Annotated in this window: 15 protein-coding genes; 12 read left to right on the forward strand and 3 right to left on the reverse strand. The window is 43.5% G+C overall.

The annotated features are described in order from the left end of the window. Window positions 1-45 precede the first annotated feature (45 nt). Window positions 46-1,671 carry an ABC-F family ATP-binding cassette domain-containing protein gene (locus ASD24_RS06640; RefSeq protein ID WP_056693362.1) on the forward strand — a complete coding sequence of 542 codons (1,626 nt, stop codon included), beginning with the start codon at window positions 46-48 and terminating at the stop codon, window positions 1,669-1,671. A 153-nt stretch (window positions 1,672-1,824) separates the two neighbouring features. On the opposite strand, the gene ASD24_RS06645 is transcribed toward ASD24_RS06640, so the two are convergent. Next, window positions 1,825-2,013: a hypothetical protein gene (locus tag ASD24_RS06645; protein ID WP_056693364.1), complete on the reverse strand. Its 189-nt coding sequence runs from the start codon at window positions 2,011-2,013 to the stop codon at window positions 1,825-1,827. A 302-nt stretch (window positions 2,014-2,315) separates the two neighbouring features. Between ASD24_RS06645 and ASD24_RS06650 the strand changes: the two genes are divergently transcribed. Continuing rightward, window positions 2,316-3,203, forward strand: a complete 888-nt coding sequence (locus ASD24_RS06650; protein WP_056693368.1) for a cation diffusion facilitator family transporter — start codon at window positions 2,316-2,318, stop codon at window positions 3,201-3,203. 122 nt (window positions 3,204-3,325) lie between these two features. Here the strand turns inward: ASD24_RS06650 and ASD24_RS06655 are convergent, their stop codons facing one another. Next, window positions 3,326-3,799, reverse strand: a complete 474-nt coding sequence (locus ASD24_RS06655) for a hypothetical protein (protein ID WP_056693370.1) — start codon at window positions 3,797-3,799, stop codon at window positions 3,326-3,328. 395 nt (window positions 3,800-4,194) lie between these two features. Then, complete coding sequence (locus tag ASD24_RS29885) at window positions 4,195-4,359, reverse strand: DUF1328 domain-containing protein (protein WP_017692264.1); 165 nt, start codon at window positions 4,357-4,359, stop codon at window positions 4,195-4,197. 222 nt (window positions 4,360-4,581) lie between these two features. Here ASD24_RS29885 and ASD24_RS06660 point away from each other — a divergent pair, with 222 nt between their 5' ends. From ASD24_RS06660 to ASD24_RS06705, 10 genes are all read left to right on the forward strand, one after another. Further along, window positions 4,582-5,091: a DUF948 domain-containing protein gene (locus tag ASD24_RS06660; protein ID WP_056693373.1), complete on the forward strand. Its 510-nt coding sequence runs from the start codon at window positions 4,582-4,584 to the stop codon at window positions 5,089-5,091. A gap of 83 nt (window positions 5,092-5,174) precedes the next feature. Next, complete coding sequence (locus ASD24_RS06665; protein ID WP_056693375.1) at window positions 5,175-5,708, forward strand: hypothetical protein; 534 nt, start codon at window positions 5,175-5,177, stop codon at window positions 5,706-5,708. A 127-nt stretch (window positions 5,709-5,835) separates the two neighbouring features. Continuing rightward, window positions 5,836-6,180 (forward strand): general stress protein, encoded by a 345-nt coding sequence (locus ASD24_RS06670; RefSeq protein WP_056693378.1) that lies wholly within the window; start codon window positions 5,836-5,838, stop codon window positions 6,178-6,180. 336 nt (window positions 6,181-6,516) lie between these two features. Continuing rightward, a complete protein-coding gene (locus tag ASD24_RS06675; RefSeq protein ID WP_056693379.1) occupies window positions 6,517-7,686 on the forward strand; it encodes a PP2C family protein-serine/threonine phosphatase in 1,170 nt (389 codons plus the stop codon). Then, window positions 7,683-11,402, forward strand: coding sequence for a response regulator (locus ASD24_RS06680; RefSeq protein ID WP_056693382.1), 3,720 nt, complete (start codon window positions 7,683-7,685; stop codon window positions 11,400-11,402). The genes ASD24_RS06675 and ASD24_RS06680 overlap by 4 nt, the downstream gene beginning before the upstream one ends. Before the next feature lie 68 nt (window positions 11,403-11,470). After that, a complete protein-coding gene (locus tag ASD24_RS06685) occupies window positions 11,471-12,343 on the forward strand; it encodes a CheR family methyltransferase (protein WP_056693384.1) in 873 nt (290 codons plus the stop codon). A gap of 15 nt (window positions 12,344-12,358) precedes the next feature. Then, on the forward strand, window positions 12,359-14,032 hold the full coding sequence (locus ASD24_RS06690) for a response regulator (protein ID WP_056693390.1): 1,674 nt from the start codon (window positions 12,359-12,361) through the stop codon (window positions 14,030-14,032). Window positions 14,033-14,114: 82 nt separating this feature from the next. Further along, on the forward strand, window positions 14,115-14,453 hold the full coding sequence (locus ASD24_RS06695; RefSeq protein WP_056693392.1) for an STAS domain-containing protein: 339 nt from the start codon (window positions 14,115-14,117) through the stop codon (window positions 14,451-14,453). Between the two features lie 18 nt (window positions 14,454-14,471). After that, complete coding sequence (rsbW, locus tag ASD24_RS06700; RefSeq protein WP_056693393.1) at window positions 14,472-14,924, forward strand: anti-sigma B factor RsbW; 453 nt, start codon at window positions 14,472-14,474, stop codon at window positions 14,922-14,924. Then, entirely contained in the window at window positions 14,921-15,694 is a 774-nt protein-coding gene (locus tag ASD24_RS06705; RefSeq protein WP_056693399.1) for a sigma-70 family RNA polymerase sigma factor, read from the forward strand. Before rsbW ends, ASD24_RS06705 begins: the two co-directional genes overlap by 4 nt. Window positions 15,695-15,791: the final 97 nt, after the last annotated feature.

Genomic DNA, 15,791 nt, shown 5'->3' on the forward strand with positions numbered 1-15,791 from the left:
ATTCATGCAGAATGCAGATTAATAAATAAAGGATGGTAATGCTTAATGATTAGTACAAGCGGCATAACGCTCCGCTACGGAAAACGTGCACTTTTTGAAGATGTGAATATCAAGTTCACGCCAGGTAACTGTTACGGCTTGATCGGTGCCAATGGTGCCGGTAAATCAACGTTCTTGAAAATTTTGTCAGGTGAAATTGAAGCAAACTCGGGCGAGGTGCACATCACCCCGGGTGAACGTATGGCCGTTTTGAAGCAAAACCATTTTGAATATGATGATTATCCAGTTCTCGAAACTGTCATTATGGGTCATAGTCGTCTCTATTCCATCATGAAGGAAAAGGACGCTTTGTATGCCAAAGCTGACTTTACAGAAGAAGATGGTTTGCGCGCAGGTGAGCTTGAGGGTGAATTTGCTGAGTTGAATGGCTGGGATGCTGAGCCAGATGCAGCGGCACTCTTGATTGGTCTCGGTATCGACCGTGACATGCATGAGAAGAAAATGGTAGAGCTGAGCGGTAACGAAAAAGTACGTGTACTCTTGGCACAGGCATTGTTTGGTCGTCCAAACAACCTGCTTCTCGATGAGCCTACCAACCACTTGGATCTCGAATCCATTCAATGGCTGGAGAACTTCTTGATGGATTATGAAGGTACCGTTATTGTGGTATCCCATGACCGTCACTTCTTGAACAAAGTATGTACACACATTGCTGATATCGACTTTGGTAAAATCCAGTTGTATGTAGGTAACTATGACTTCTGGTACGAGTCCAGCCAATTGGCACTTGCATTGCAACGTGATGCAAACAAGAAAAAAGAAGAGAAGATTAAAGAGCTGCAAGCCTTTATTCAACGTTTCTCAGCAAATGCGTCGAAGTCCAAACAAGCGACTTCCCGTAAGAAACAACTCGACAAAATTACATTGGATGACCTTCGTCCATCGAACCGTAAATATCCATTTATCAACTTTAAGCCTGAGCGTGAAGCGGGTAAACAACTGTTGACGGTTGATCGTGTAAGCAAGTCGATTGATGGTGTGAACATGCTGAATGATATTAGCTTTGTCGTGAACAAAGGCGATAAAATCGCATTTGTGGGTCCAAACGGTAATGCTAAATCACTGTTGTTTGATATTCTGATGGGTGAGATTGAAGCTGATAGTGGTGAATATACTTGGGGTGTAACGACATCACAAGCTTATTTCCCGAAAGACAACTCCAAATACTTTGATGGTGTCGAGATGACTTTGGTTGACTGGTTGCGCCAGTACTCCAAGGATCAGGATGAAACCTATTTGCGTGGATTCCTAGGTCGGATGCTGTTCTCGGGTGAGGAATCCTTGAAGAAAGCAAGCGTGCTTTCCGGGGGAGAGAAAGTTCGCTGTATGTTGGCGAAAATGATGCAAACCGGTGCTAACGCATTGATTCTGGATGAGCCAACGAACCACTTGGATCTCGAATCCATTACAGCGCTGAACAATGGTATGATTGATTTTGACGGCACCATGCTGTTTACATCCCATGACCATCAGTTCATTCAAACGATTGCCAACCGTATTATCGAAATCACGCCAACAGGCATCATTGATCGTCAAATGAGCTATGATGAATACCTGGAGAGCGACGAGATTAAGGAATTACGGAACAAGATGTACCCGGTTGAAGCGTAAATAAAAGATATAGATATATAAAAAGAACCGCGAAGCCTCTTTGGAGGATTGTCGCGGTTCTTTTTTGGTTGCAGTCACAACAAGGTAACTATCTAACCTAGCGGCCATTAGAGGCCGTTCTACAGCGTGCATTGGGGAATACACCCCAAAGGTCTAGGATCCGCCAGTACGGCGGCGCTGATTGTTAGGCTTTTTGTTGTTTTGGCTCTTCATCGCCTTTGGACCGCCTTCAAAATAGGCACTGGATTGGTTACCGGATTTTGATTGTTCTTTCTTTTGCGCCAGTTTTTGGCGTATCGCATCCTGCAAACTGACTTTTTTCGGTTCAGTATTATCGCTCATCGTTATTTCCCTCCCGGTCTTACAGTTAAGCCGTCCGAGTTGGACGGGATGTCCTTATTTTATACGTTTTACAAAAGCCCTACAAGGGCAACCTGATAAAATGCTGATCTTCAGCGCATAAACGCACATGTTGAACACAACCAACTTTCTGTCTAGTCACCCACACCGATGCATTCTAACAACTTTGTTTCAGCACCTCTATAGCACTGCATTCTGGCAACACTGTTTCTGTAGACCCACAAGGAGAGCCTTTGGTACGATGAATGAACCTGAATATGAGATAGTAAAGGGGTGTCACTAATTTGAATGCTTATGAAGAAATCCGTAAGGGAGAGCGGGGAGCATGGGTCAGCATAGCAGCTTACCTTGTCTTGTCTGCTTTCAAATTAGTCAGTGGTTATATATTTGCTTCCAGTGCGTTAGTGGCGGATGGATATAATAATGTCACCGATATTGTAGCTTCTGTCGCAGTGCTGATTGGTCTCCGGATTTCACAAAAGCCTCCGGATTCTGACCATACATATGGTCACTTCAGAGCAGAGACGGTCGCGGCACTCATTGCTTCGTTTATTATGGCTGTGGTGGGACTTCAAGTGCTTGTTGAAGCCGTACGTTCCTGGTATGATGGCAGCTTTGTAGCACCCAATCTGTGGTCAGCGGGAGTTGCGGTTATATGCGCCATTGCAATGTTAGGTGTGTATCGCTATAACTCTCGTCTGGCCAAACAAATTAACAGTCAGGCACTTATGGCAGCAGCTAAGGACAATCGTTCGGATGCGTGGGTCAGTATTGGAGCAGCCATCGGGATTATCGGAGCTCAATTCGGCTTACCTTGGCTCGATAAAGTTGCAGCTATCGCTGTAGGGTTGCTGATTTGCAGGACAGCTTGGGAGATATTCAGAGACTGTACACATCGTCTGACTGATGGATTTGATCAAAAGGAGTTAACTGATCTTCGATCTTCCGTTGCTCGTGTCCCTGGTGTGGAGACGATCAAAGATGTCAAAGCACGTATTCATGGGAGTCATGTCCTGGTGGATATCGTCATTGAGGTGGACGGAAAACTTAGTCTGATCGAAGGTCATCAGATCTGTGACAGGGTGGAGGAGCGATTGAAACGATCCCATAACATTATGCAGGTTCATGTACATGTCGAGCCTAGGATCGAAAATATCCCAAAGAATGAGTGAAGGTCATTACACTAGATCTAAGCTTAATAAGCTCATTATGATTCAGCTTCCAAAATAAAAAGAGGGCAGTCACGAGTTCACGTGCTGTCCTCTTTACTTATGGCTAGAAGGATTATACGATATTACTGAATAGCAACGTGAATCCAAGCTTTGCCTTTCCAAGTGTACACTTGTACCCATTCACCGCCATCGAAACCATCAACAACTTCGCCTGTAGTGTCGATGACTTGTGAACCAAGTGCACCGATTGGCTTACCGTTTGGAGCATCATAGAACCAAGTGCGCTCTAACAGGTTAAGCAGCATTGTAGGCTCAAGAACTTCGTCTCCCGCTTTTACAACAGGCTCATCGAACATTTTGTCAGGTGTAGTTGTTGAAGTTTCAGTTGTTGTACCTGTAGCAGCCTCGACTGTACCTTCAATTGTTTCTACAGCTGGTTTGTTAACTTCAACAGCCGGAGTTGTTGTTGCTGGTGTTGTTGCTTCAGTTCCAGTTTCAGGAGTCACTGTTCCAGTAACCGCTTCCTCAGCACCTGCAGCAGCAGCCATCGAGCCCATCAACGTTAAAGCAGCAGCAAAACTTACGATTTTTTTCATTTGTAATTCCTCCTCAGTAGGTATGTAATTTGTTGTCCTGTGTTAAAAATAACCAAGCAAGCTCACCTATGAATCACAAATTATAACAATATTTTCTTGCTTCCTCCAGAGTCAACTGGAGCATTTGTGGGTATTAGGAATGCTTGTAAAAATCATACTTCAGTGGGATGAAATCATTTTGGCTATGTCAAAAAAGTCCTATTTACGTTGTGACTTTATAACGGGCAGGAGAGCGATTCAGGAATAGGGGGGAAAGGAGTGTAATACATAATAGAGGTATAGGCACAGTGTGGAATGATGTTTTTATCTATTTGTAAACAAACAAAAGCCTACCGGCTATGGTTAGCGCGATAGGCTTCTGTATGTAAGACGTGATTTTCATTGAGTTACCTCATTCATCGCATTCGGCTTCGTCCCGTAATGAGGGAGATTACGAACAGTACAACGAAGATGAAGAAGAGGACTTTAGCGATCGAAGCAGCAGCTTCAACGATTCCGAAAAACCCGAAAATACCTGCGACAAGTGCAATAATCAGAAACAATACAGACCATTTCAACATGAGTTTTCATCCTTTCGATTTGAAATTGTGGAGCGAGATTTGAACACCTCGCCGCCTTGTGTAGTTGTTCTTTAACCGAGGACTTTTGAGTTGAAACATTCATAATTTTTCCAAGCAAGTGATTATATGAAGTGAGTTTTATCGTTTGTTTCGTCTCGGAAATGGTCGGGTAACTATAGCAATAATAACAATCAGATAGTATATCGAAAGCGAGGTTCTTCTATGATCTATCAAATTAGCGTGGCTTTAATTGCGGTGGCCTTTGCAGTCTTGGTTTTCTTTTTAATTCGTACTTTAAAATCCGCTCAGAGTTCATTGGACAATGTATCCCAGACGCTACAGGAAGTCCAAAAGACGATTGATGAACTCAGTTATGAAGTGAAACAGACGGTGAGACATGCGAATGATATTACGGCGGATGTACAACACAAAATGAAAAAAATCGATCCAGTTATGGAATCTGTTCAAAACCTAGGCGAGGTGCTCAACGAAGTAACTGCCGCGGCGAAACAAGTTTCTTCTACTATGATTGCTAAATTCCAGACAAAACGCTCCAATCAACAAGAAGAAAAAGCTCCTGAACCGATTCATGTACAGGCAGCGCCAGCCACCAAAACGGATCGTACCCTGCAAAGTTATGATGCTACATATAATGATGCGGCAAATGGTGGGAAGAAATGGTTGAAGTATGTGGATCTTGCAGCTAACCTTTGGCAACGTGCACGTAAATAACAAATGATATAAGTTCAACGTTCAACGAGAAGGAAGTCATTTAGAGCGGTGACGAACCTGAACTTCATGAAAGGGTGAGAATCATGATGAAACTATTGCTTGTAATGTTTAGCGTAATTTCTCCCTTTTCCGTTCAACCGGCAGCGACAACCGCTGCTCATGATCTGCCATGGACGGTATTGGAAGAGAAGACGCCAGAAGTTAATCTGGCTGTAGATCGATCCGAACCAGTTGAGGCATTTCGGACTCTAAATGATATTTCTTTGGAGGACAACATGCATCAAATGTTGTATCACAAGGGTCAGCCAATGGATATAAAAGAAGATCCGTATCTAGGGTGTCCTGAATTTGCATTTCAGGATGTGAAAGTGGGACTATGCGAAGATACAGGAGAGATTCAATATATTCATATTGATGCTTCTCAAGAACGATTTAAGTTGAATCAACAATGGATTGATATGGATCTAAGATCCATACAAGAGGAGCTTGGTGATCCTTATGTTATTGCAGAGGATGGAGAAGTATACCTTCGTGGAGACCAAGCTTTAAAAGTCTATTTGAAGTCAGGCACGGATCAAATTGAAGGAATTGACCTATTCGATGCAACCTTGTCCTAAAGCTACATCTTGTCTGTTTGAATGATGTTCTTGGGACAAAACATCATAAAGCGTTTCATCCCCAAATGCTATGGTTATATATTAAAAGTAGCTTGAGAAAGAAGAATATCAGAGGAGAGTGGAAACGATGAATTCAACCAATGCGCAAGCTTATGCTAAAGTGGTAGAAAACGGAGTCCAAGCGGTAGAAGCAGTGAAAGAGCTGCAAAACACCGGATACCTTGCTGATCATATCTTCGTTCTTGCCCATGAAAAGGATCGCACGGATCGCATTGCAGACACAGCGGATGCAAACGAAATTGGCATCAAGGAAGAGGGATTGTTTGATTCCATGGCTAATCTGTTCCGTTCCCGTGGAGATGAGCTTAGAGCCAAAATTGTATCAATGGGATTCACTGAAGCAGAAGCAGACTTCTACGAAAGTGAATTAGATAAAGGTAAAGTGCTAGTTATTGCCAAAAAGAAAGATTGAAGCGTACAAGCTTCAGACGACTACGATCATTTAATGTAGCGTACTGAATCAAAAACATAGATAAGGAATGGGGATTTCCCCATTCCTTATCTATGTTTTTGCAAGTTTGGAAGCGGGGTCAGAACCGTAGCAAAAACAGGGCACCAGCGGCGCAATTTCCTTCTAATGGTGCCATTTACTGATAGCAGTTTTTCATTTTTACGCTTATAGTTATAGTAGGAATTATTATGTCTACCGTCGTTTAAAATGCAGAAAATGTAACATTAGGGTTGTTACATGTTATTACAAAAACCAACTAATCGACAAACCCGGAACGCCACAGATAAGGAGATAGAAATGAAAATACTTATTGTTGACGACAATCCGACGAATGTCATTATCATTCGAGAAATTCTGAAAAAAGAAAACTATCGTGACATTGTAACCGCAAGTTCTGCTATGGAAATGTTTGAAGTCCTCGGAATAGGTGGAGAAAGTGATGAACTTCGTCCGAGACCGTCGGATATTGACCTCATTTTGCTAGATATGATGATGCCTGAAATGGACGGTATCGAAGCTTGTAGCATTGTGCAAAAGTTTGAAAATCTCAAGGATATTCCCATCATTATGGTCACGGCTATTGGTGATTCCAAAAAGCTGGCGGAAGCTCTAGATGCCGGTGCCTCTGACTATGTGACGAAGCCAATTAATAAAGTGGAATTAATGGCTCGCATCAGGTTGGCGCTGCGTTTGAAGCAGGAGAAGGATTGGCATAAGGAACGCGATCAGCGTATTCAGGATGAGCTCAAACTTGCGGCTATGGTTCAGAGTGCCGTACTCAGCCCAGCGATTGATGATCCCTTATTTCAAGTAAATGCCATCTATAAACCATCCTTTGAGCTAGCGGGTGATCTGTACTCGTGGTATCCACTAGGCGACGGGCGTTATGGTGTGATACTCCTAGATATGATGGGTCACGGTATTTCCTCTTCATTATTTACGATGTTTATCGCCTCGGTATTAAAAGACACGGTGACAACATATGTCGATCCAGAAAAGGTAATTCAGGAACTGAATCGGCGATTTAACCAGCTTAATTTGGGAAAACAATTGGTGCAGTATTATTTCACTGCGATCTACCTAGTCGTTGATACACGGAAGAAGCGTATCGATTATGTTAACGCAGGGCATCCACCAGCTTTATTTTTCCGTGAGGATGGTTCAATCACAACATTCGACAGCGTGTGCTGTCCGGTGGGCCTGTTCGATAAAATGGATATCGAACCTCAAACCATTCATTATGAGGGTGAAGGTCATATTGCTCTTTATACAGATGGATTAACGGAAGCTGTTCCAGGAGACCAGGAAGACCAGCTCGAATTCCTGAAGGAACAGTTGAAAGGCCAGCATCTGTGGAACGAGCCACTGATGCAAACCTTGTTCTTTGATGACGAAATTCCTCAGGAGCGGGATGACGATAAATGTCTGGTATGGATCACGTTAAGTGAAGGGGCGGAAGCAGAGTGAAAATCAGAAATAAACTGCTGGTAGGCTTTACCGCTCTGATGGCAATTCTTATTGCTCTTACATTTATAAGTTATGAGCGGTTGAACAATAGTAATCAGCAATTGGATCAGATGTATCAGGAACGTTATTTGAAGGTGAGATTCACGTCGTCTGTACGCGGAGAAGTGAACGATATGGCTAAAGTGCTAGCTAACTTGTTGCTCAATCCGACCAATTCGATTAGCGCTGCTGACGGTGACCTCAAGGAAATGATGAAAAACGCCAAAGGCTATCTCACAGAAGTCCGCGAGCGTGCCGACAGTGCATCAGAGCATCAGTTAGTTGACCGAGTCAATACGGCTTGGGATGCCTATGCGGCTTATGGAACGAGGCAGCTCAGCTTGATGTCTCAGGGACGCGTAGATGATGCGAATAACTACCGTAATTCGACGGGTTTAGCTGTGCAGAAAGAGGCAGTGGATAGCCTTAATGCTCTTTCTCGTTATCAGGATCAAGAGATTGATTCAGAGATTACATTAGCCAATGAAGCTTACACACAGGCTGTGCAGATCACCTTTGGCATTATGATTGCTGGTGTATTACTGGCACTAGGTGTCATTATGTGGGTGCTGCCAAGCATTACGAGAGGTCTCAACACGGTATCCATGATGATCACAAGCTTCGGTCATGGTCGTTATCGTACCATTCAACGGATTCGGATCAAATCCACGGATGAGATCGGTCAGATTGCAACGGTATTCAAAGAAGTATCGGGCGACTTAGAAGAGAAAATGGAAATAGAGAAAGCATATTTACAAGCGCAACAGGATCAGAACTGGATGAGTTCCAATATTGCAAGAGTTCCAGAGTTATTAAGAGGAATTGGTTCAATCCGCCAGATTTCGCAAATGTTTATTAGTGAATTTACACCTGTGCTAGGTGCACAACTAGGTGTCGTTTATTTAGTAGATGAGGAGAAGCATCCCGATGAATTAAGACGCTACGGTGCGTACGCTTTTGAAGAGAATGAGAATGTAGGAAAAGAAGTTTATCGCATCGGAGAGGGGTTGATTGGTCAGGCTGCCCTGGATATGAATCCGATTATTGTAGAAAACACACCAGAAGACTATGTGCATATCGGTTCGGCATCTGGATCTTCGCGAGCGACGAGCATTATGATCTATCCCGTTGTTTTTGAGGATGAGCTTATTGGTGTGGTTGAACTGGCTTCATTCGATGGGTTTACCGATCTGCATAAACAACTATTCTCGCAGCTGATTATGAATCTGGGTGTAATCCTTAACAACGTTCGCCGTCGTTTACGCGTGGAAGAATTATTACGTGAATCTCAAGCGCTCACGGAGGAACTCCAAGTGCAATCCGAGGAGCTGCAGACACAGCAGGAAGAGTTACGCCGCTCTAACGAAAACTTAGAGGAACAGACAGGTGCACTCAAGCGTTCCGAGGAGCTGCTTCAGCGGCAACAGGAGGAACTTGAGCACTTTAATACGGAGTTAATTGCTAAGACGCGTGCACTTGAAGAGCAGGTGCGAGAAGTTGAAGAGAAGAACGACGAGATCGAGAAAACAAAAACGCAGTTGGAACAGCAGGCTATGCAGTTGTCGATGACAAGTAAATACAAATCCGAGTTTTTGGCGAACATGTCACATGAACTACGTACACCGCTGAACAGCCTACTGATTCTTTCTCAGTTATTGTCTGAGAACAAAGATGGAAATCTGACGGTTAAACAACAAGAGTATGCTCAAACGATCTATATGTCAGGTGCAGATCTACTGAAAATGATTGATGAGATCTTAGATTTGTCCAAAGTAGATGCTGGTAAAATGGATATCAACTATGAGACCGTTCGAATGGAAGAGTTAACACAATTTGTCGAACAGAACTTTGGCGCCATGGCGAACAAAAAAGAGCTTGATCTCAACATTGATTTCGACAGTAATCTACCAGAGTGGGTATATACAGACAGCCATCGTGTGAAACAAATTCTTCGTAACTTGCTGTCGAATGCCTTTAAATTTACGAACCGAGGATCTGTAAGTATCATTGGACGCAAAGTAGCCCCAGAAGAACTTCCAGGGTACCTTAACAATAATCAGGAATACGTAGGATTTACCGTGAAGGATACAGGGATCGGGATTCCATCGGATAAGACAGATCTGATCTTTGAAGCCTTCCAACAGGTGGATGGTACAACCAGTCGTAAGTATGGAGGCACAGGACTAGGATTATCGATTAGCCGTGAACTTGCACGTCTGCTCGGTGGGGCCATTCAGGTAGAATCTTCTGAGGGTGTGGGTAGTGCGTTCACATTGTATCTACCTGATAATCACGAGGATGAAGCTCCGTTAGAGGAGTCACTGAGTGAGGCAGCTGTTACTTCTGAAATACCTATTAGACAAAAAGAAGCTCGAATGATGCGTTCAAGCAGACAGACCGTTATTACGCCAGATCCTGACAACAATGCACTTATGGAATTGTCAGCACCAGAGGCTACAGGTTCAACAACGGTAGAAGATGATCAAGGTGAAATTTCCGAAGGAGACAAAGTTCTCTTGATTATCGAAGATGACGTAAAGTTTGCCCATATCTTAATGGATATGGCGAGAGGAAGAGGCTTCAAAGCGATTGTAGCGCTGCAAGGGGATAAGGGACTTGAAATGGCTCGTCAGTACTTGCCTGACGCGATCATTTTGGATATTCAATTGCCTGTTATGGATGGCTGGGCTATTTTGGGAGAACTGAAAAGTAGCTCGACTACTCGTCATATCCCAGTACATGTTATTTCCGTCATTGATGACATGAAGCAAGGATTGATGATGGGTGCAATCGCATATCTAAAGAAACCTTCCAGCAAAGATTCGTTGGATAAAGCCTTCTCACATATCGAATCCTATACAGAGAACCAATTGAAGCGTTTGTTAATTGTGGAGGATGACGAAACTCAGCGTAAAGCAATTATTGAATTGATCGGTCATGATGATGTGGCAATAACAGCTGTCTCCACAGGAAAAGAAGCTTTAACCGAGCTGCATAGCCAGCGTTATGACTGCATGGTGTTAGACCTGATGCTGACTGACATGACTGGATTCGAGCTGTTGGATCAGATTAGGGATGATGAATATCTGAGTGACCTGCCTATTATTATTTATACAGGAAAAGAGCTTGATAGTAAGGAAGAGATGAAGCTTCGTAAATATGCAGAATCCATCATTATCAAGGATGTAAAATCGCCAGAACGGTTATTGGATGAAACCACCTTGTTCTTACACAGGGTAGAAGCGAATTTGCCTGAAGATAAACGCCGGATTTTGCAAAAGTTACACAACAAAGAAACGTTATTTGAAGGCAAGAAAATATTGCTTGTCGATGATGATATTCGTAACGTATTTGCTCTCTCTAGTGTGTTAGAAGGATATCGAATGGAGGTTACCTTTGCCGAGAATGGCCGTGAAGCATTAGAGATTCTGGAGCAAAATCCAGAAATCGACCTTGTGCTGATGGATATGATGATGCCAGAGATGGATGGCTATGAAGCGATGTCACGGATCAGACAGATTCCGCAATTCGAGAAATTACCGATTATTGCGTTAACGGCGAAGGCGATGAAGGATGATCGTGGCAAGTGTATTGAGGCTGGCGCATCCGATTATGTGAAGAAGCCAATCCAGACGGATCAATTATTATCATTAATGCGTGTATGGTTGTATTCGTAAGCCACTAGTTTGGGTAATGAAGGACAATACGCTAAATGTAAGTAACAAAAGAAGAGTGGAGAGAATTTATGACATCGTGGGAACCTACCGAGGCGGGGGCAGAATCAGGCCGCTTGGCGCAAGATGAAGAGCGCGAACTGATTGAAATCGAATTGCTGTTGGAAGGTATGCACCGTCTATATGGATATGATTTCAGAAATTACGCCTTGCCTTCTTTGAGACGAAGAATCTGGCATTACGCACATGCAGAAGGAGCAAAAACGATATCTGCTTTACAGGAGCGTGTGCTTCATAATCGCTCTGCATTTGAACGATTTGTGCAGAATCTGTCTATTCCTGTAACGGAGATGTTTCGGGATCCATCATTATTCCGTACATTCCGAGAACAGATTATTCCTGTGTTGAGAACATACCCTTATATCCGAATCTGGCATGCGGGATGTTCTACAGGGGAAGAGGTCTATTCTATGGCGATTATGCTTCATGAAGAAGGATTGTATGACAAAGCAAGAATCTATGCGACAGATATGAATGATCGCTCATTGCAACAGGCCAAGGAAGGCGTGTACGGCATTGAGAAAATGAAACTATATACAACCAATTATTTGGAGGCTGGGGGAACTAAAGCCTTCTCAGAATATTACACAGCTAAGTACAATTCCGTTATATTTCATCCTTATCTGCGGAAAAACATTATTTTTGCCGAACATAATCTGGCTACGGATCGTTCGTTTAACGAGTTTAATGTGATTTTTTGCCGCAATGTCATGATTTATTTCAATGATGAACTGCGGAACCAAGTGCACGGGTTGTTTCATGAAAGTTTGAGTCACTTCGGTGTCCTCGTTCTGGGGTCTAAGGAATCGATACATTTTACAGAATTTAGTGATGCCTACGAGCCGTTAGACCGGACGGAAAAAATATACCGGAAGATTAAATAGGGGGTTAGGCAAGTCATGGGGCTTAATGAACCAATCCATATATTGTTGGTAGATGACCGCCCCGAGAACCTGCTTGCTCTTGAAGCGGTTCTGGAATCGGAAAGATATAAACTCGTCAAAGCAACTTCAGGTGAAGAGGCACTTCGTTGTTTGCTGAAAGACGAATTTGCGGTCATTGTGCTTGATGTGCAAATGCCTGGAATGGATGGAATTGAGACTGCAAGGCTAATCAAAGCCCGCGATAAGTCTAAGGATGTGCCCATCATTTTCATCTCTGCAAATAGCAGGGAAGCCGAGCATTTGTTTGCAGGCTATTCAGCCGGAGCTATTGATTACATGGTTAAACCGTTTATTCCTCAGATTTTGAAGTCCAAAATTGAGGGATTTGTAGAGATGTTTATGACGAATAAAAGATTAAAGACCCAGACGATGCTGCTGCATCAAAAAACGCAGGAACTAGAGAAGATGAACCAGCAGCTCATTCAGGCTAAAGAGGAAGCGGAGATTGCTGCTAATGCAAAGACCGAGTTTCTAGCTATGATGAGCCACGAGATCCGTACTCCGATGAATGGAGTCATCGGTATGGTCGATCTGCTAATGGAAACGGAACTCAAGGAAGATCAGAAAGAGTATGCGGACATCGTTCGTCGTAGTGCCGATGCTTTGGTTACAGTAATCAATGACATTCTGGACTTCACGAAGATGGAATCAGGCAAGATGGAGCTCGAGGAGCATCCGTTTGAGTTAGTTGCTTGTATTCGGGAGGTATTGGGATTATTTACGGTCGAAGCAGGCAAAAAAAATCTCGAATTGGACTATTTCTTGGAATCGTCCGTTCCTCAGCTTGTTTACGGAGACATGGCAAGATTGCGCCAAGTATTAATGAATTTGATTGCTAATGCAGTGAAGTTCACGGATCATGGCGGAGTGTATCTCATCGTTTCGGTCAGTGAAGAGAAGGACGGGAGAATGACGCTGGAGTTTGCGGTAAAAGATACAGGCATTGGTATCTCTGCAGACAAAGTGGATCGCCTGTTCCAGCCCTTTTCTCAACTTGATACCTCAATGACTCGCAAATACGGCGGAACAGGGCTCGGGCTCGCCATTTGTCGTACACTCGTTGAGATGATGGGTGGTCACATCTATCTGGATACGTCGGAAAAGCTCGGAGCAACGTTTGTATTTACGATTCAAGCACAGCGTTACGTCGAAACCGAATTTATCGTTGGTGGTGGTGATGAACAGCTATCGGATGTGAAAAATTACGAGCACCAGCCAAGGGTATTAATTGTGGATGATCATCCCATTAACCAAAAACTGATGTCCATTATGCTAAGCAAGCTGGGGTTTGTTTCAGATATGGCTGAGGACGGGCAGAAAGCACTGGATATGGTTCTAGAACATCCAAAATACGATTATATATTTATGGATCTGCAGATGCCTGTCATGGATGGACTGGAATGTACTAAAGTCATTCGTGAACGTCTTCCTCAGACGGAGCAGCCTGTCATTTTAGCAATGACCGCAAATGTGATGGACGGTATTCAGCAACGCTGCTCAGCGGCAGGGATGGATGATTATATTAGCAAGCCCGTCAAAATGGGCAGTGTGAAGCAGAAATTGTCGCGATTTCAGGAACAACGAAAAATGTTTGAGCCCAGATCATCAACCATGAATCATGCCAATTAAGTTTTCCAATATTTGTTTTGTTTCACTTGGGCTCAAGTTGGGTTATTACTAAGGAAACCATTGATCAGGAGAGAGATGTCTAATGAATACAAATAAAAATGAAAAATTCAATGCAAAGACTGAGACACACGACGGCGTATGCACGGTGTATCTGACTGGCGAACTGGATTTGTCAGTTGCTCCTGAATTCCGTTTGGTCATGGAGCCGCTTGTAGACAACAAGGAACAAGATCTAATTATCAATATGAAGGATCTAAAGTATATCGACAGTACAGGGATCGGAATCCTGTTATCTGTTCTGAAGGCACGACATGGAATGGAAGCACGCTTTGAAGTACAAGAAGTTCCTGCGCAAATACAGAAGCTTTTTGACATGACGGGTATTGCCAAATTCTTTGTCTCACAGAAGAATTCCCAATAGGAAAGGATCGAAAAAGGAATGAATGCAGAAGTTGAAAGAATTACCCTTAACCTACCGGCCACAGCTGAATATGTGGATATCGTAAGACTTAATCTTTATGGGGTAGCATCCAAAATGGGATTCTCTTATGAAGATATTGAGGATATGAAAGTGGCTGTATCCGAAGCTTGTAACAATTCTGTACTATATGCCTACTCCCACGAAGGCGGCATGGTTGAAGTTGTATTTGAGGTGGATGGCGAAACGCTGGAGATTACAGTAAAAGACGAAGGTGCTAGCTTTGACCACATCAATCCTGCAGCAACACGTGCTGGCCTGCATGACAAAGAACTGTCAGATGCTCAGATTGGTGGACTTGGGTTCTATCTGATGCAAGCATTGATGGATGATGTTAGTGTGGAAAGTGAGACGGGCAAAGGTACGAAAGTGGTACTCGTTAAACGTCTTGCAAGAAGTGAGGAGAAAGTATGAACGAAAAAGTGACTCCACCAGAGTCCATGTCTGAAGCTGTAGGTTTGATCTGGGAATACCAGCAGACCAAGGATAATGAAATCGCTACTGTTCTTATCCGCAAATATGAACCGATGGTTAAAATGGCCGCAGGTAAGATTGCCCGAAATCGTCCGGATCTGTATGAGGATCTATATCAGACTGGACAGATGGCGTTGATTCGATTGCTACAGCAATACGATATTAACCTAGGGATTCCTTTCGAACCTTACGCAATGAAGAGTATGATCGGTCATATGAAGAACTACCTTCGAGACAAATCCTGGTACATTCAAGTACCAAGACGGATTAAGGAAAAGGGTGCCCTCGTTCAGCATGCCATTGATGAACTAACCGTGAAACTGGAACGTTCACCTAGTGTAGACGAGATTGCACACTATCTTGACCTTACCCCGGAGGAAACCATTGAAGTGTTGGCTGGCCGTGAGTGTTACCATTATGTATCCCTAGACTCCCCTCTATCCCAAGATGAGAGTGCGGCGACATTAGGTGAACTTATTAGTGCAGATGTCAATGACTTTGATTCGGTTGAGAAGCGAATGGATCTACAGCAGGCATTAGGACAGTTGAAAGAACAAGAGCAGAAAGTGCTCATTCTGGCTTTCCAAGATGGTCAGTCTCAGCGGGCGATCGCGCAGAAATTGGGTGTATCTCAGATGAGTGTATCCCGAATTCAGAAGCGAGCAACCGAGAAATTAAAACAGATTATGTCAAATGCCTCGATGCTATGAGATGTAATCTTCTGATGAAGTTGAGCTCGGCATAATGAAGGACACGTGATTCCGCTGGAATGCATACGTGTCCTTTTTTGAATGGATTAGTGAGTGT

Source organism: Paenibacillus sp. Root52 (genome assembly GCF_001426865.1).
Taxonomy (GTDB): Bacteria; Bacillota; Bacilli; order Paenibacillales; family Paenibacillaceae; genus Paenibacillus.